13 protein-coding genes and 1 pseudogene are annotated in these 17,385 nt (G+C 47.8%); all 14 read left to right on the top strand.

Translation table 11 applies throughout. The annotated features are described in order from the left end of the window. Nucleotides 1-2: 2 nt before the first annotated feature. Nucleotides 3-1,439: a mannose-1-phosphate guanyltransferase gene (gene cpsB, locus GM298_RS21300; protein ID WP_025758735.1), complete on the top strand. Its 1,437-nt coding sequence runs from the start codon at nucleotides 3-5 to the stop codon at nucleotides 1,437-1,439. Between the two features lie 109 nt (nucleotides 1,440-1,548). Beyond that, nucleotides 1,549-2,919 (top strand): colanic acid biosynthesis phosphomannomutase CpsG, encoded by a 1,371-nt coding sequence (cpsG, locus tag GM298_RS21295; RefSeq protein WP_259566536.1) that lies wholly within the window; start codon nucleotides 1,549-1,551, stop codon nucleotides 2,917-2,919. Nucleotides 2,920-3,009: 90 nt separating this feature from the next. Further along, complete coding sequence (gene wcaJ, locus GM298_RS21290; protein ID WP_025758738.1) at nucleotides 3,010-4,404, top strand: undecaprenyl-phosphate glucose phosphotransferase; 1,395 nt, start codon at nucleotides 3,010-3,012, stop codon at nucleotides 4,402-4,404. A gap of 1 nt (nucleotide 4,405) precedes the next feature. Next, nucleotides 4,406-5,884: a colanic acid undecaprenyl disphosphate flippase WzxC gene (gene wzxC / locus GM298_RS21285; protein ID WP_045285625.1), complete on the top strand. Its 1,479-nt coding sequence runs from the start codon at nucleotides 4,406-4,408 to the stop codon at nucleotides 5,882-5,884. 17 nt (nucleotides 5,885-5,901) lie between these two features. Next, nucleotides 5,902-7,182, top strand: a complete 1,281-nt coding sequence (gene wcaK, locus GM298_RS21280) for a colanic acid biosynthesis pyruvyl transferase WcaK (protein ID WP_208283392.1) — start codon at nucleotides 5,902-5,904, stop codon at nucleotides 7,180-7,182. Next, a complete protein-coding gene (gene wcaL, locus GM298_RS21275) occupies nucleotides 7,179-8,399 on the top strand; it encodes a colanic acid biosynthesis glycosyltransferase WcaL (RefSeq protein WP_094919006.1) in 1,221 nt (406 codons plus the stop codon). Before wcaK ends, wcaL begins: the two co-directional genes overlap by 4 nt. 12 nt (nucleotides 8,400-8,411) lie before the next feature. Then, nucleotides 8,412-9,803: a colanic acid biosynthesis protein WcaM gene (gene wcaM, locus GM298_RS21270; protein ID WP_025758743.1), complete on the top strand. Its 1,392-nt coding sequence runs from the start codon at nucleotides 8,412-8,414 to the stop codon at nucleotides 9,801-9,803. A 176-nt stretch (nucleotides 9,804-9,979) separates the two neighbouring features. Continuing rightward, nucleotides 9,980-10,876, top strand: coding sequence for a GalU regulator GalF (galF, locus tag GM298_RS21265; protein WP_266155248.1), 897 nt, complete (start codon nucleotides 9,980-9,982; stop codon nucleotides 10,874-10,876). A 417-nt stretch (nucleotides 10,877-11,293) separates the two neighbouring features. Then, nucleotides 11,294-12,691, top strand: coding sequence for an oligosaccharide flippase family protein (locus GM298_RS21260; RefSeq protein WP_266155247.1), 1,398 nt, complete (start codon nucleotides 11,294-11,296; stop codon nucleotides 12,689-12,691). 431 nt (nucleotides 12,692-13,122) lie between these two features. Further along, nucleotides 13,123-13,272 (top strand): annotated as a pseudogene (locus GM298_RS23395) (DapH/DapD/GlmU-related protein); the annotation flags it as partial. A gap of 28 nt (nucleotides 13,273-13,300) precedes the next feature. Next, nucleotides 13,301-14,224, top strand: a complete 924-nt coding sequence (locus tag GM298_RS21250) for an NAD-dependent epimerase/dehydratase family protein (protein ID WP_266155244.1) — start codon at nucleotides 13,301-13,303, stop codon at nucleotides 14,222-14,224. Beyond that, nucleotides 14,218-15,357, top strand: a complete 1,140-nt coding sequence (locus GM298_RS21245; RefSeq protein ID WP_266155242.1) for a glycosyltransferase — start codon at nucleotides 14,218-14,220, stop codon at nucleotides 15,355-15,357. Before GM298_RS21250 ends, GM298_RS21245 begins: the two co-directional genes overlap by 7 nt. Nucleotides 15,358-15,452: 95 nt before the next feature. Continuing rightward, a complete protein-coding gene (locus GM298_RS21240; protein WP_266155241.1) occupies nucleotides 15,453-16,511 on the top strand; it encodes an EpsG family protein in 1,059 nt (352 codons plus the stop codon). A 1-nt stretch (nucleotide 16,512) separates the two neighbouring features. Continuing rightward, nucleotides 16,513-17,385 (top strand): CDP-glycerol glycerophosphotransferase family protein (locus tag GM298_RS21235; RefSeq protein WP_266155239.1); only part of this gene is annotated, 873 nt, incomplete at its 3' end.

Here is a 17,385-nt window from a genome sequence, read left to right as displayed (position 1 = left end):
TCATGAGTCAAACCACTTTGTATCCGGTTGTGATGGCTGGTGGCTCTGGTAGCCGGTTGTGGCCGCTGTCCCGCGTGCTCTATCCAAAACAGTTCCTCTGCCTGAAAGGGGATCTCACCATGCTGCAGACGACGGTAAACCGTCTGCAGGGCGTGGAGTGTGAAAGCCCGGTGGTGATTTGTAACGAACAGCACCGTTTTATTGTTGCCGAGCAGCTGCGCCAGCTGAACAAACTCACAGAAAATATCATTCTGGAGCCTGCCGGACGCAACACCGCACCCGCGATCGCCCTGGCGGCGCTGGCGGCAAAACGCAGCAGCCCGGATTGTGATCCGCTGATGCTGGTGCTGGCGGCAGACCATGTTATTCAGCAGGAAGAGGCCTTCCGCGACGCGGTTCGCGCGGCCATTCCTTACGCGGAAAGCGGCAAACTGGTGACCTTCGGCATCGTGCCGGATCTGCCGGAAACCGGCTATGGCTATATTCGTCGCGGCAACGTAACGCCGGGCGAAGGCGACAGCGTGGCGTTTGACGTTGCGCAGTTCGTTGAGAAACCGAATCTGGAAACCGCGCAGGCCTACGTCGCCAGCGGGGAATATTACTGGAACAGCGGCATGTTCCTGTTCCGCGCCGGTCGCTATCTGGAGGAGTTGCAGAAATACCGTCCGGATATCCTGAGCGCCTGCGAAAAAGCCATGAACGTGGTGGATCCGGATCTCGATTTTATCCGCGTCGACGAAGCGGCTTTCCTCGCCTGCCCGGAAGAGTCTATTGACTACGCGGTCATGGAGCGCACGGCAGACGCCGTGGTGGTGCCGATGGATGCGGGCTGGAGCGATGTGGGCTCCTGGTCCTCTCTGTGGGAGATCAGCGCCCATACCCCGGAGGGTAACGTCCATCACGGTGATGTGATTAGCCACAAAACCGAGAACAGCTACGTCTACGCCGAATCCGGCCTGGTGACTACGGTCGGGGTGAAAGATCTGGTCGTGGTCCAGACGAAAGACGCCGTGCTGATTGCCGACCGTAACGCCGTGCAGGACGTTAAAAAAGTGGTTGAGAAGATCAAGGCGGATGGCCGACACGAGCACCACATCCACCGCGAAGTGTACCGTCCGTGGGGGAAATACGACTCCATCGATGCGGGCGAGCGTTATCAGGTGAAGCGCATCACCGTGAAACCGGGCGAGGGGTTGTCGGTGCAGATGCACCACCACCGCGCGGAGCACTGGGTGGTGGTAGCTGGTACGGCGAAAGTCACCATCGACGGTGAAGTGAAGCTGCTGGGCGAAAATGAGTCCATCTATATTCCGCTGGGGGCGACGCACTGTCTGGAGAACCCGGGGAAAATTCCTCTCGACTTAATTGAGGTGCGCTCCGGCTCGTATCTGGAAGAGGACGATATCGTGCGCTTCCAGGACCGCTACGGCCGGGTCTAGCACCGTCTTTAACGCCGGATGGCGCTTCGCTTATCCGGCCTACGAATGAATAAAAACAATTTTGCCTGTTAATCGGGCGGGCCAACTGTTGCCTGAAAAAGGGGTCATCATGGAAAAGTTAACCTGTTTTAAAGCCTACGATATTCGCGGCAAGCTGGGCGAAGAGCTGAATGAAGACATTGCGTGGCGCATTGGCCGCGCGTACGGCGAATATCTGAAGCCAAAAACCATCGTGCTGGGCGGCGACGTGCGTCTGACCAGTGAATCCCTGAAGCTGTCCCTGGCGAAAGGGCTGCAGGACGCGGGGGTGGACGTGCTGGACATCGGCCTGTCCGGGACCGAAGAGATCTATTTTGCCACCTTCCACCTCGGCGTGGACGGCGGGATCGAAGTCACCGCCAGCCATAACCCGATGGATTACAACGGCATGAAGCTGGTACGCAAGGGTGCGCGTCCCATCAGCGGCGACACCGGACTGCGCGACGTGCAGCGTCTGGCGGAAGCTAACGATTTCCCGCCGGTGAACGAGGCGAAGCGCGGTAGCTACAAAAAAATCAACCTGCAGAAAGAGTATATCGACCACCTGCTGGGCTACATCAACGTGGCAAACCTGAAGCCGCTGAAGCTGGTGATTAACTCCGGTAACGGCGCGGCCGGCCCGGTGGTGGATGCCCTGGAAGCCCGCTTTAAAGCACTTAACGTGCCGGTGACGTTCGTGAAAGTCCACAACACACCGGATGGCAACTTCCCGAACGGCATTCCTAACCCGCTGCTGCCGGAGTGCCGCGACGACACCCGTAACGCGGTCATTGAGCATGGCGCAGATATGGGCATCGCCTTTGACGGCGATTTCGACCGCTGCTTCCTGTTCGACGAGAAAGGCCAGTTCATCGAAGGCTACTACATTGTCGGCCTGCTGGCGGAAGCGTTCCTTGAGAAAAACCCTGGCGCGAAAATCATTCATGACCCGCGTCTGTCCTGGAACACCGTTGACGTGGTCTCTGCCGCAGGCGGCACGCCGGTGATGTCCAAAACCGGCCACGCCTTTATTAAAGAACGCATGCGCGAAGAAGACGCCATCTACGGCGGCGAGATGAGCGCCCACCACTACTTCCGTGATTTCGCCTACTGCGACAGCGGGATGATCCCGTGGCTGCTGGTGACCGAGCTGCTGTGCCTGAAGGGGAAAACCCTCGGCGAGCTGGTACGCGACCGTATGGCGGCGTTCCCGGCGAGCGGAGAGATCAACAGCAAGCTGGCGCAGCCTGCCGAGGCCATTGCCCGCGTGGAGCAGCACTTTGCCATTCACGCGCTGGAAATTGACCGCACTGACGGCATCAGCATGGCGTTCCCGCAGTGGCGCTTTAACCTGCGCTCGTCCAATACCGAGCCGGTGGTGCGCCTGAACGTGGAATCACGCGCCGACACCGCGCTGATGGAAGCCCGAACGAAGGACATTCTGGCGCTGTTGAATCAGTAATACGAAACCTTACCCCTCACCCTAACCCTCTCCCCAAAGGGGAGAGGGCCGGGGTGAGGGGGGAAGTGTGGGTTGAATAAAGGAACAACGATGACGAATCTAAAAAAACGCGAACGAGCGAGAACGAATGCATCGTTAATCTCTATGGTGCAGCGTTTTTCTGATATCACCATCATGGTCGGTGGATTGTGGGCGGTGTGTCGGATCAGCGGGCAATCGTTCTTATACATGCATCTGCTGATGGCACTGATTGCGCTGGTTGTGTTTCAGATGATCGGCGGGATGACGGATTTCTATCGTTCGTGGCGTGGCGTCAAAATGACCACCGAACTGATGCTGTTGCTGCAGAACTGGACCTTAAGCCTGATCTTCAGCGCGGGTCTGGTGGCGTTCAGCCATGATTTTGATAATCGTCTGGTGACCTATCTCTGCTGGTATCTGGTGACCAGCGTCGGCATGGTGGTTTGTCGCTCCCTGATCCGCTTCGGCGCGGGCTGGCTGCGTAACCGGGGCTATAACCGTCGCTTCGTTGCCGTAGCAGGGGATTTGCCGGTCGGGCAGGTGCTGCTCGACAGCTTCCGCAAAGAGCCGTGGTTAGGGTTTGAAGTGGTCGGGATTTATCACGACGCGAAGCCGGGCGGCGTGCCTGCGGACTGGGCGGGCAACTACGAACAGCTGATTGACGATGCCAAAGCGGGCAAAATTCACAACGTTTACATCGCTATGCAGATGAAAGACGAATCCCGCATTAAGCAACTGATGCGCGAGCTGGCGGATACCACCTGCTCGGTGATCCTGATCCCGGACGTGTTTACCTTCAACATCCTTCACTCCCGCATTGAAGAGGTGAACGGCGTGCCGGTGGTACCGCTGTACGACACGCCGCTGTCAGGGATTAACCGCGTGCTGAAGCGTCTGGAAGATATCGTGCTCTCTTCACTGATCCTCCTGCTGATCTCCCCGGTGCTGTGTTGCATTGCCCTGGCGGTGAAGCTGAGCTCTCCCGGGCCGGTTATCTTCCGCCAGACCCGCTACGGCATGGACGGTAAGCCCATTATGGTGTGGAAATTCCGCTCCATGAAGGTGATGGAGAACGACAAAGTGGTGACTCAGGCCACGCAGAACGATCCGCGCGTGACCCGCGTGGGGAACTTCCTGCGCCGTACCTCGCTGGATGAACTCCCGCAGTTTATCAACGTCTTTACCGGCGGCATGTCGATTGTCGGACCTCGTCCCCATGCGGTTGCCCACAACGAACAGTACCGCTCGCTGATTGAAGGCTACATGCTGCGCCATAAAGTGAAGCCAGGCATCACCGGCTGGGCGCAGATCAACGGCTGGCGCGGTGAAACCGACACGCTGGAAAAAATGGAAAAACGCATTGAATTCGACCTGGAGTACATCCGTGAGTGGAGCCTCTGGTTTGATATCAAGATCGTTTTTCTGACCATCTTTAAAGGTTTCGTGAACAAAGCGGCGTACTAAGATGAGCTTACGTGAAAAAACCATCAGCGGCGCCAAGTGGTCAGCGATGGCGACCATCGTCATCATTGGCCTCGGCCTGGTGCAGATGACCGTGCTGGCGCGCATTATCGATAACCACCAGTTCGGTCTGCTGACCGTCTCGCTGGTGATTATCGCGCTGGCCGATACGCTGTCTGATTTTGGTATCGCCAATTCGATTATCCAGCGCAAAGAGATTAGCCATCTGGAGCTGACCACGCTCTACTGGCTGAACGTCGGGCTGGGGATTTTCGTGTTTGTGTTGGTGTTCCTGCTGAGCGATACCATCGCCAGCGTGCTGCACAACCCGGATCTGGCGCCGCTGATGCGTACGCTGTCGTTTGCTTTCGTGGTGATCCCTCACGGGCAGCAGTTCCGCGCGCTGATGCAGAAAGAGCTGGAGTTCAACAAGATCGGCATGATCGAGACCAGCGCTGTGCTGGCGGGCTTTACCTTCACCGTGGTGAGCGCCCATTTCTGGCCGCTGGCCATGACCGCCATTCTGGGGTATCTGGTTAACTCTGCCGTGCGCACGCTGCTGTTCGGCTATTTTGGCCGCAAGATTTACCGTCCGGGGCTGCATTTTTCACTGGCGTCCGTCTCCTCCAACCTGCGTTTTGGCGCATGGCTGACGGCGGACAGCATCATCAACTATGTGAACACCAATCTCTCCACGCTGGTGCTGGCCCGTATTCTCGGGGCGAGCGTCGCGGGGGGCTACAACCTGGCCTACAACGTTGCGGTCGTCCCGCCGATGAAGCTGAACCCGATTATTACCCGCGTGCTGTTCCCGGCGTTCGCCAAGATTCAGGACGACACCGAGAAGCTGCGGGTCAATTTCTACAAGCTGCTTTCCGTGGTCGGGATTATCAACTTCCCGGTTCTGCTGGGGCTGATGGTGGTTTCCAGCAATTTCGTGCCGCTGGTGTTTGGTGAAAAATGGAACGGCATTATCCCGATCCTGCAGCTGCTTTGCGTGGTGGGGCTGCTGCGCTCCGTGGGGAATCCGATCGGTTCTCTGCTGATGGCAAAAGCGCGCGTGGATATCAGCTTTAAGTTCAACGTCTTTAAAACCTTCCTGTTTATTCCGGCAATCATCGTCGGTGGACACATGGCGGGCGCCATCGGCGTCACGCTTGGCTTCCTGCTGGTGCAGGTCGTCAACACCGTGCTGAGCTACTTCATCATGATCAAGCCGGTGCTGGGCTCCAGCTACCGTCAGTACATCCTGAGCCTGTGGCTGCCGTTCTATCTCTCCCTGCCGACTCTGGCGGTGAGCTACGGCCTGGGCATGATCCTGACCGGTCATCTGCCGCTGGCGGCGCTGCTGGCGGTGCAGGTTGCCGCGGGCGCGCTGGCATTCGTCGTGATGATTGTGCTGTCACGCAATGCGCTGGTGGTGGAGATGAAGCGCCAGTTTTGCCGTAACGAAAAAATGAAAACGCTGCTTCGCGCAGGCTAGTTATTTAAGAGGCCATTATGAAATTATTAATTCTTGGCAACCATACCTGCGGCAACCGTGGCGACAGCGCCATCCTGCGCGGTTTACTGGATGCGATTAACACCCTTAAGCCTGAGACCGAAGTGGACGTGATGAGCCGTTATCCGGTCAGCTCATCCTGGTTACTCAATCGCCCGGTGATGGGCGACCCGCTCTACAGCCAGATGAAACAGCATAACAACGCCGCGGGCGTGATGGGGCGCGTGAAGAAAGTGCTGCGTCGTCGCTACCAGCACCAGGTGCTGCTTTCCCGGGTGACCGATACCGGCAAGCTGCGCAACATCGCTATCGCCCAGGGCTTTACCGATTTCGTTCGTCTGCTGTCGGGCTATGACGCGATTATTCAGGTCGGCGGGTCGTTCTTCGTCGATCTGTACGGCGTGCCGCAGTTTGAGCATGCGCTTTGTACGTTCATGGCGAAAAAGCCGCTGTTTATGATTGGTCACAGCGTGGGGCCGTTCCAGGATCCTCAGTTTAACCAGCTGGCAAACTACGTTTTCGGCCACTGCGATGCCCTGATCCTGCGCGAGTCGGTCAGTCTTGAAATGATGAAGCGCAGCGAGATCGACACCTCGAAAGTGGAGCACGGCGTGGACACCGCCTGGCTGGTGGATCATCAGGAAGAGAGCTTCCAGGCGAGCTACGCGGTGCAGCACTGGCTGGACGTGGCGGCGAAACAGAAAACCGTCGCGATTACCCTGCGCGAGCTGGCCCCCTTCGATAAACGTTTAGGTACCACGCAGGCGGCGTATGAGAAAGCGTTCGCTGACGTGGTGAACCGCGTGCTGGACAGCGGTTATCAGGTGCTGGCGCTCTCCACCTGCACCGGTATCGACAGCTATAACAAAGACGACCGCATGGTGGCGCTCAACCTGCGCAGCCTGGTGAATGACCCGTCCCGCTATCACGTGGTGATGGACGAACTGAATGACCTCGAGATGGGCAAGTTGCTCTCCGCCTGCGACCTGACGGTGGGCACTCGTCTGCACTCGGCGATTATCTCCATGAACTTCGGTACGCCGGCGATTGCCATTAACTATGAGCACAAGTCCGCCGGGATCATGCAGCAACTCGGTATGCCGGAAATGGCCGTGGATATCCGTCATCTGCTGGATGGTTCGCTCGGCGCGATGGTCGGGGACACACTGGGTCAGTTGCCTGCCATCAATGAACGCCTGGCCGTGGCGGTGAAAGCCGAGCGCGAGAAGGGGATGGGGATGGTGAAATCGGTACTCGATCGCGTCCGGGAGGGGAAATGAAGGTTGGTTTCTTCTTACTGAAATTTCCGCTGTCGTCTGAAACCTTTGTTCTGAACCAAATCACCGCGTTTATCGATATGGGATATGACGTGGAGATCATCGCCCTGCAAAAGGGCGATACCCAAAACACCCATGCGGCGTATACCCAGTACGGGCTGGAGGCGAAAACCCGCTGGCTGCAGGATGAGCCGTCCGGGAAGCTGAGCAAACTGCGCCACCGGGCCAGCCAGACCTTACGCGGGATCCATCGCCCGTCGACCTGGCGAGCGCTGAATATTTCCCGCTATGGCGCGGAGTCGCGCAATCTGATCCTGTCGGCCATCTGCGGGCAAACGGCCCAGCCGTATCGTGCGGATGTGTTTATCGCCCACTTTGGCCCGGCGGGCGTCACCGCCGCGAAACTGCGCGAACTGGGGGTGATCGACGGGAAAATCGCAACCATTTTCCACGGCATTGACATCTCCAGCCGTGAAGTGCTGAACCACTACACCCCGGAGTATCAGCAGCTTTTCCGCCGCGGCGACATGATGCTGCCCATCAGCGAACTGTGGGCCGGACGCCTTAAAAACATGGGCTGCCCGGGAGAGAAAATTGCTGTTTCGCGCATGGGCGTGGATCTCACGCGCTTTACCCGCCGTCCGGTGAAGGTGCCGGGCAAACCGCTGCAGATCATCTCCGTTGCCCGGCTGACCGAGAAAAAAGGGCTGCATGTGGCGATTGAAGCCTGCCGCCAGTTGAAGGCGCGCGGGGTGGATTTCCACTATCGCATACTCGGGATTGGCCCGTGGGAGCGTCGTCTGCGCACGCTTATCGAACAATATCAGCTGGAAGATGTTGTCGAGATGCCGGGCTTTAAGCCGAGCCACGAGGTCAAGGCGATGCTCGATGAGGCGGACGTCTTCCTGCTGCCGTCCGTAACGGGCACCGATGGCGACATGGAAGGCATCCCGGTGGCGTTAATGGAGGCGATGGCCGTCGGCATTCCGGTGGTATCGACCCTGCACAGCGGGATCCCGGAGCTTATCCAGTCTGACTATTCCGGCTGGCTGGTGCCGGAAAATAACGCCATGGCGCTGGCCGACCGCTTAGCCGCTTTCAGCGACATCGACCAGCAGGCGCTGGAGCCCGTGCTCCACAATGCCCGACAAAAAGTCGAGGCAGATTTTAACCAGCAGGTGATCAATCGTCAGTTAGCGAGCCTGCTGCAAACGTTGTAACGCCGAGGTTGTATGCTGAAAAAGATTACCCGACGCACTTTTGTCTCTTCTCTCTCCGCGCTGGCGGCCACGCCGCTGCTCTCCTCCCGCCTTGCGCGGGCGGCAGGCGGAAGAACGGTTTCTGTTAATCAGTACAATAACAACGACTGGATCGCCGCCTTTAAGCAGGCGTTTACCGAAGGGGATACGGTTGTGGTCCCCGCAGGGCTGACCTGCGAAAACATAAATACCGGCATTTTCATTCCTGACGGGAAAACGCTGCTGATCCGCGGGGCGTTAACCGGCAACGGACGGGGCCGCTTTGTCCTGCAGGAGGGCAGTAAGGTCATTGGCGAGGGCGAGGGACGCACGGAAAATATCACCCTGGACGTTCGCGGCTCTGACTGTGCAATCAAAGGACTCGCGATGAGCGGGTTTGGTCCGGTGACGCAGATCTACATCGGCGGTAAGAAGCCCAGCGTGATGCGCAATCTGGTGATTGATAACATCCGCGTGAGCCAGGCCAACTATGCCATTCTGCGCCAGGGTTTCCATAACCAGGTGGACGGCGCCCGCATCACAAACAGCAAATTTAGCCACCTGCAGGGCGATGCGATCGAGTGGAACGTGGCCATCAATGACCGTAATATCCTGATTTCTGACCATGTGATCGACAACATCAACTGCACCAATGGCAAGATCAACTGGGGCATTGGCATTGGTCTTGCCGGGAGCACCTACGATAACGACTATCCTGAGAAGCAAACCGTTAAGAACTTCGTGGTGGCTAACATTACCGGCAGCAACTGTCGTCAGCTGGTGCACGTCGAAAACGGAAAACATTTTGTTATCCGCAATATAAAGGCCAAAAATATTACCCCTGACTTCAGTAAAAAGGCGGGAATTGATAACGCTACGGTAGCGATTTATGGCTGTGATAATTTCATTATTGATAATGTCGACATGGTCAATAGCGCCGGCATGTTAATCGGTTATGGGGTGATAAAGGGCGATTATTTGTCCATTCCGCAGAACTTCAAACTCAACAATATCCATCTCGATAATCGCCAGCTTGCCTATAAGCTGCGCGGAATACAAATTTCATCCGGTAACGCGACGTCGTTTGTGGCGATTACCAACGTTGAGATGCAGCGTGCCACTCTGGAGCTGCACAATAAGCCCCAGCATCTTTTTATGCGCAATATCAATGTGATGCAGGAAGCCGCTGTGGGCCCGGCCCTGAAGATCAATTTCGACCTGCGTAAGGACGTGCGGGGAAAATTCATGGCGAGAGACGAGACGCTGCTGTCACTGGCGAACATTAAAGCAGTGAATGAGAAAGGACAAAGTTCGGTGGATATTGACCGGGTCGATCAGCAGGTGGTGAATACCGAACGGCTGAATTTTGCGCTTCCGCACAGATAATCGACAAGCGTCAGTTTTGAGACTATTCCTGGTACGAAATTGTGATCGAATCAGATTACAACTACAGAAATTAGTGTGGTCAGGGCGTAACATTACCCGAGAATTACGGCAAATCATGCTGGCGAAAACAGGTTTAAGAGCTATAATTCGTCAACCATTTTAAGGTGGAAGATATAATGATTAATTTGAAAGCAGTCATTCCGGTAGCAGGCCTGGGCATGCATATGCTGCCAGCCACAAAAGCCATTCCAAAAGAGATGCTGCCGATCGTCGACAAGCCAATGATTCAGTACATTGTCGACGAGATTGTTGCTGCAGGGATCAAAGAAATCGTCCTGGTTACCCATTCTTCAAAGAATGCGGTAGAAAACCATTTCGACACCTCTTACGAACTCGAAGCGTTGCTTGAGCAGCGCGTCAAACGCCAGCTGCTGGCGGAAGTACAGTCTATTTGTCCTCCTGGCGTGACCATCATGAACGTGCGCCAGGCACAGCCGCTGGGTCTGGGTCACTCTATTCTCTGTGCGCGTCCGGTTGTGGGTGATAACCCATTCATCGTGGTGCTGCCGGATATCATTATTGATACCGCTTCTGCGGATCCGCTGCGTTACAACCTGGCGGCCATGGTGGCACGTTTCAATGAAACGGGTCGTAGCCAGGTGCTGGCGAAACGCATGAAAGGCGATCTCTCCGAGTACTCTGTTATCCAGACCAAAGAAGCGCTGGAGACGGAAGGGCAGGTGAGCCGCATTGTGGAATTCATCGAAAAACCGGATCAGCCACAGACGCTGGACTCAGACCTGATGGCAGTTGGCCGTTATGTTCTGAACGCGGATATCTGGGCCGAGCTGGAAAAAACCGAGCCAGGTGCCTGGGACCGTATTCAGCTCACCGACGCGATTGCCGAGCTGGCGAAGAAGCAGTCTGTCGACGCGATGCTGATGACCGGTGAGAGCTACGACTGCGGTAAGAAGCTGGGCTATATGCAGGCGTTTGTGAACTATGGGCTGCGTAACCTGAAGGAAGGGGCGAAGTTCAGAAGCCGGATTGAGAAGCTGCTGGCTGACAACTGATATTTTCTTACATGATCTGTATAAGCGGTAGTCATCATCAGGGTATGTGTAGACATAACCAAAATGATGCCTGCCGTTTTTTGTTATTAATTCTAATGATAACATGGATTTATCTGATTCAAATCTCTCCAGATTTGTAACGATTTGTGCTTGTTTCTGAGGTCATTTAGGACGACAATTAACAAAGCATTATGGCAGTTGTCGATCGGCATTTGATATCCGGTTATTGGCAACAGAGAATGATAAATCATGCTTTTTTTCAGTGCACTGGTAGCTGTTAAGCCAGGGGCGGTAGCGTGCCTTTTCAGTAGTTTTCATGCACAGCTTTTACTTTTAGTATTTGAATGAGTGGTTTGGATTTTTAACGATACACTTGGCCGAGTCAGGCAACTGGGTGTTTCAGAAACCGGAAGCAATATGCTCGAAAGATTAATAAATGTACTAACCACAATTATTAGTATTATAAAACCAATAGATAATAATCTTGAACAGGGGCAAAAAGATAAGATTAGACGATTGCGTGGAATTTACCTCACAGCGCTTTTTTCTCTTTGTGCGAAAGTAATTTCTATGCTTTCCATCTTTATTACTATTCCTGCTACGCTAAGTTATCTTGGCAATGAGCTCTTTGGTATATGGATGACGATAAGCTCGCTTGTTGCGATGCTAACATTTGCTGATATGGGTATCGGTAATGGTATTATCAACAAATTATCAAAATCGATAAATACTAATAGCATCGTTGATACGAAAAAAATAATTACGAATGCATTTGTTGTTCTTTTAACAATAGCAATAGTTATTAATATAGTTTTTGTTATTTCATCAAGCTTACTGGATTGGAATGCCGTTTTAAATCTTAGTGCGAAAGTGAATCATACGAGCGTGAAAAATGCGCTCTTTGCATTTATATTTTGTTTTAGCTTGAATATTGTTTTTTCAGCAGTACAAAAAATTCAATTAGCATATCAGCTAGGATTTTTAGCTAGTGTATGGCAAATTATAGGGAGTGTTTTTTCATTAATTTTTCTCTTTGTATTTATTCACTATAGGCTAGAAATGGCATGGCTTGTATTTGCAGTGGTAGGTATCCCTGCAATATTTCAGCTATTAAATTTTTTGTACTTTTCATTTAAAGTATGCAAAGTAAATTTTATAGTTTTTAAGTACATGAAGTTCAGTGAAATGAGATATTTGTTGGGTGCCGGAGGCTTATTTTTCGCGTTACAAATATCTATGGCACTGACATACACCTCAGATAACTTAATTTTGAATGGTTATTTAGGGGCGCAAGCTGTAACTGATTATAGTGTTCACGTCCGTTTATACAGTATCGTGCCTATTCTTATGGGTATGGTTCTTACTCCATTATGGCCTGCATATTCTTCTGCCAGAATTAAACAAGATAATAACTGGATAATGCAAACTTGGAAAAAGAGTATTGTGATGGCCTTTATTGTTTCATTGGTCCTTGGTGGGATTATAACAGCACTCTTACCATCAATATTTCATATTTGGTTAAATGATAAAGTTAGGCCTATATATGATTTGGCTATATTGTTATTCATATGGAAAATGTTTGAAGCCATGGGATTAACAATAAGTTGTTTTTTGAATGGGATGAATTTAATCAAATCACAAGCTATTATTGGTGTTAGTACTGCTATTATTGCTGTTGCTATGAAATTAGCTTTAGTCAAAGTCATTGGGATTAACGGTGTACTCTTGGGCACATTATTGCCTTTTGCGATAATGACTTTTCTTCCGACATTGCTAATTTCACTATCATATTTAAAAAAAGGAAAGTTTGAATGAAAGCCATCATCGCAAATCTCTTATACAATCCTTACAAAAAAATTAATAAAGATCCTCGTATAGATTTTCACAGTGGCATCTTAAGTAAGAGTTTTCGAGTGCATTTTTTTTGCAGAAATAGTAATGCAAAATTAAAAATTGGGAATGATTGTATTCTCAAAAATGAAATAATTTTTGAAGGTCACCACGGCCAGGTGGTAATTGGTAGTAAAACATTTATCAATAAAGATACAAAAATTATGAGTGTCAATAGCGTTACTATAGGTAGCAATGTCACCATATCATTTGGAGTTATGATATATGACCATGATTCGCACTCATTAGATTTTCGTGACAGGCAAAATGATATTTTAAAAATTTTAGATACTGAAAAATTAGATAATGATATCGAAAATAAAAATTGGGACTGTGTTAAGAGCGCGCCAATAGTAATTGGCGATAATGTATGGATTGGCTTCCAGGCCGCTATCTTAAAAGGCGTAACAGTGGGCGAAGGTGCGATTATTGCAGCAAAAGCGGTTGTTACGAAGAATGTGCCCGCATGGAGTGTCGTTGCTGGTAATCCTGCAAAAGTAGTTAAAGAACTACCTTTGGAAATGAGGAAATAATTTGAAAGGCATTAATATAATGATACTGGGGGCTGGTGGTTTTATTGGCTCGCATCTCAGTATTTCATTTTTAGAAAGAGGGGCTACTGTTCATGCCTTTGGTCGAAGCCTTGATACTTTGAAGTTGGGAAGTAAAAACCTTATAAAATATGAATCAACAAATATAGATAATCAGATATTACAGAAAATAGATAGTCCTGATTATATTTATTTTTTAATTGGTTCTGCGTCAGTTGCGAGATCTATTAAAGCTCCATTAGAAGATTTCGAGCAAAGTATACCACCTCTGCTATTAGTTCTGGAAAAATTAAGAACAAGCTGGAAAGAATCAAAACTAATCTTTGTTTCTAGTGCAGCTGTTTATGGTACAAGTGCAAATGATAGGACTAGTATCAAAAGTTCTCTTAATCCTGTATCTCCTTATGGATTAAATAAGAAGATATCAGAAGAATATATTCATTATTATTGCGAACATTATTCAATTGATGCCAAGATAATTAGGCCATTCTCAGTATATGGACCTCAATTGAAGAAACAACTCATTTGGGATGTGTTGAATAAAATGCAAAGGGGTGAGCACCATTTCTTTGGTAGTGGTGATGAATTAAGAGACTGGATCTATATTAATGATTTCATAAAGATCTTAAATAATTATGTTTCTGAATATAATTCTATGGATAATGTTGTTAATATTGGTTCGGGAAATGCTGTATCAGTAAAAAAAATTGTTTCAATGCTATATAAAATAACTAATACGAATGCATCGCCACTATTTGTTGATGGCGGGAAGGAGGGGGATCCAAAACATTTAGTTAGTGACATTTCAGAACAAAATTGTTTGAAGCCATTTTTAAATACCTCACTTGAGGAAGGGCTGATTGAAACCGTCAATTGGTTTAATAAGTTCAAGGAGGAAGGATGTTAAGGGTTGGAATACCTATCTTATTCAATGAAAAGCATTGGATGGGTGGGATTAATTACTTTCGAAATCTAATAAGTGCATTTTCATTAGTCAAGCAAGATGATATTGAAATAATTCTTTTTTGCGAGAAAATAGGTGTTTTTAATACAGATAATTTAAAAAATGTAAGGCAGGTAATAATTCCTGATTTATTATCTAGGGAAATATCGTCACGAATTTTAAATAAGTTATTTGGAGTTAATCTACCTCTTTATAGGGCTTTGAAGTCTGAACGTGTTGACATTCTTTCTCACTGTCAGGTTAATAAAAGATTACCATTTAAAACACTTTGGTGGAAGCCTGATTTTCAGGAAAAATACTATCCGGAATTTTTTACTGAAAAAGATATATCACTACGCGATTTAGCCGTTAAAACCAATGCAAAAGATGGGCAGCTTCTTTTTAGTAGTCATGATGCCTATAATGATTTTTTGACTTTTTATGGGGACATTGCACAGAAACCAAATCATATCTTACAGTTTGTTCCTGAAATTAATATTTGTAGTAACGATAATGAGTTTGATCAAATTAATGATGTTAAAAGGAAGTTTAATATACAAGGAGAGTATTTCTTTCTTCCTAATCAGTTCTGGAAGCATAAAAATCATGAGTTGGTTATAAATGCTGTTCTTGAAAACAAAGAGTCATTGCAGGTAATTGCCACTGGTGCATTAAATGATTATAGGGGGGGGAAGCATATAGACTTCATTAAAGCTCTACTGAAAAAGGATGTTGATAAAAAATTTAAGATACTTGGTATGATCGATCGGCAGGAACTAAATTATCTTATGAAAGGGTCTCTGGCCGTAATTAATCCATCAAGGTTTGAGGGATGGAGTACGACTGTTGAAGAGGCAAAGTACTTCGGAAAAAGATTGATCTTATCAGACATACCTGTTCATCATGAACAAAACCCTACAGATTCGTTATATGTTAAATGTGATGACGTCAATGGTATGATTACTGCAATGAAAACTATTGTTGAAGAATATGATCCAGATAACGAACGTAAACGTGTTAGCAATGCGGCAAGCAGCTATTTAGTGAAAAGAGAACAGTTTGGGCTTGCATACTATAATATATTGAAATCACTCTAAATATGACAGTATATATATTGGTCGGTCTGATATCACTTATATCATTCTCTATAACAAGACAATATGAAAATGCAAATGTAAATAGATTTCTCTGTGTGATTTTTATCTTTTTCACGGGGTTGTCTTATACAAATGGATGGGATTGGTATGGCTACAAAGATTATTATGAATATATTCAGGATAATGGATTTGAAGCTGTAAATGGATATAATGAATATGGTATTGAGTATCTCTATTTAGTATATCTCTATCTCATTGGATTGGTCGGATTCGGATTCGGATTCTTTATATTCATAAATTCAATAATTGTCAATGTATTTATTTATCGCACATGCAAAAAAATAGCCATTAATTATGGACTCTTTATGTTCATTTATTTGGCTGCCTCATATATTCGACTTGAGTTGAGCACAATACGGCAAGGATTTGCTGTTGCATTGATAATGATGACTTATGCATCCCTATTAAATGAAAAGAAAAAAAGTGCATTAATATATATTATCCTGGCAGTTGCCATGCATCGTAGTGCAATAATAGTATTGATTTTTCTTCCTTTGATAACTTCCGTGAAGAACAGAAATATTCATTATCTCATTGTTTTATTTGCTTTACCTTTTGTATTTGCATCATCAGAAATAAATAAGCTATTACTTCAGTTACTAGGACATTTAAATTCTGGTTTTTTTGCTGTTTATGTCTCAAAATTAATCACTTATCTATCGATGAACGCTCAGGCATCGGTCAATCCTCAAGCGCTCATGGTGCTTCTTTTATATGGTATTGCAATATTTTATTGCAATTTTAAAATTAAGAAGCAGGTGTTATTTTTAAATATAATGGCTTGCCAGGTCATCATTTCATTATATTGTACATTCTTAACGCAGCTTATTATAATGCGAGTTATTTACTATTTTCAAATAGGTTGGATGTGCTGGCTTGTTATACTATATACAGAGTATTGTAAGCCGAAATGGCTCTGTTTTGTTTTGATAGTTTTTGCTATGTCTGTCAAAGTTAGTTTAAATTTCAGATATGAACCAGACCGCCTTGTCTTTTTTCCATATTATAATGTAGTCAGTTCATTAGTTGATGACAACTATGGAAGGAGTCAGGGTTATATATTAGATAAAGCTGATGATTTATTGCAGGAATAATATGTTCAAGAAATTTTATTATGTAGTAAATATCTTATTGTCTATATTTTTGGTCTCTCCACTTTGGATTAAAAAGAAGATTAACAGGAAGAAAATCTGGTTGTTTGGTGCAGGAAATGGGTGTTATGAAAATAATATTTCTCATTTTCATGATTATGTATTAAAAAACGAGACTTCAGCTGAAAACGAAGTTTATTTTGTTACAACTTCCCATAAACTCCTCAAGAATAAAAATTTTAAAACGTTAATCCGAGGCAAAGCGTTTACATATGCAATGAGCATAGTGGCTGACTATCTAGTTATTGACACGTGTAATTCTGATATATCACCAGGATTACATAAATTGTTAGGTGGACTGAAAATAAATGTTAATCATGGATTCGAAGGCTTCAAAAAACTTCCACCTAACTACTACGCAAACATTGATGCTCATATCCAATGTGCTTCCTCAGAAAAAGAAAAAGAGATAAAAGTATCATTGTGTGGTGCTGATAAATCGACAGTTTTTGTTACTGGCTATCCTCGTTTCGACAATATTCCTGAATATACTGGCTCAGAAATAAGAAAAATTCTCTATTTCCCTACTTGGCGCAGTTGGTTAGAGGATGTTTCTATTGAAAAATTGGATAATACCGAGTATGTGGTTGCAGTTAAGAAATTCTTAGGGGATGAAGAATTGAAATCATTTCTGAGAGCAAGGCATATTATTCTTTATTATAAACCACATCACAAAATTAGTCATCTCGCACTGGATTATTTGGAGTCTGATTGTATAAAACTCCTTAAATCTAATGATAACTTGACTGAATATATTCAGTCTTCTGATTTATTAATAACAGATTATTCCAGTGTTGCATGGGATTTTCTTTATAAT

The organism is Enterobacter sp. HSTU-ASh6, assembly GCF_026319105.1.
Lineage (GTDB): Bacteria > Pseudomonadota > Gammaproteobacteria > Enterobacterales > Enterobacteriaceae > Enterobacter > Enterobacter sichuanensis.
This window is presented reverse-complemented; position numbering and strand designations above follow the sequence as displayed.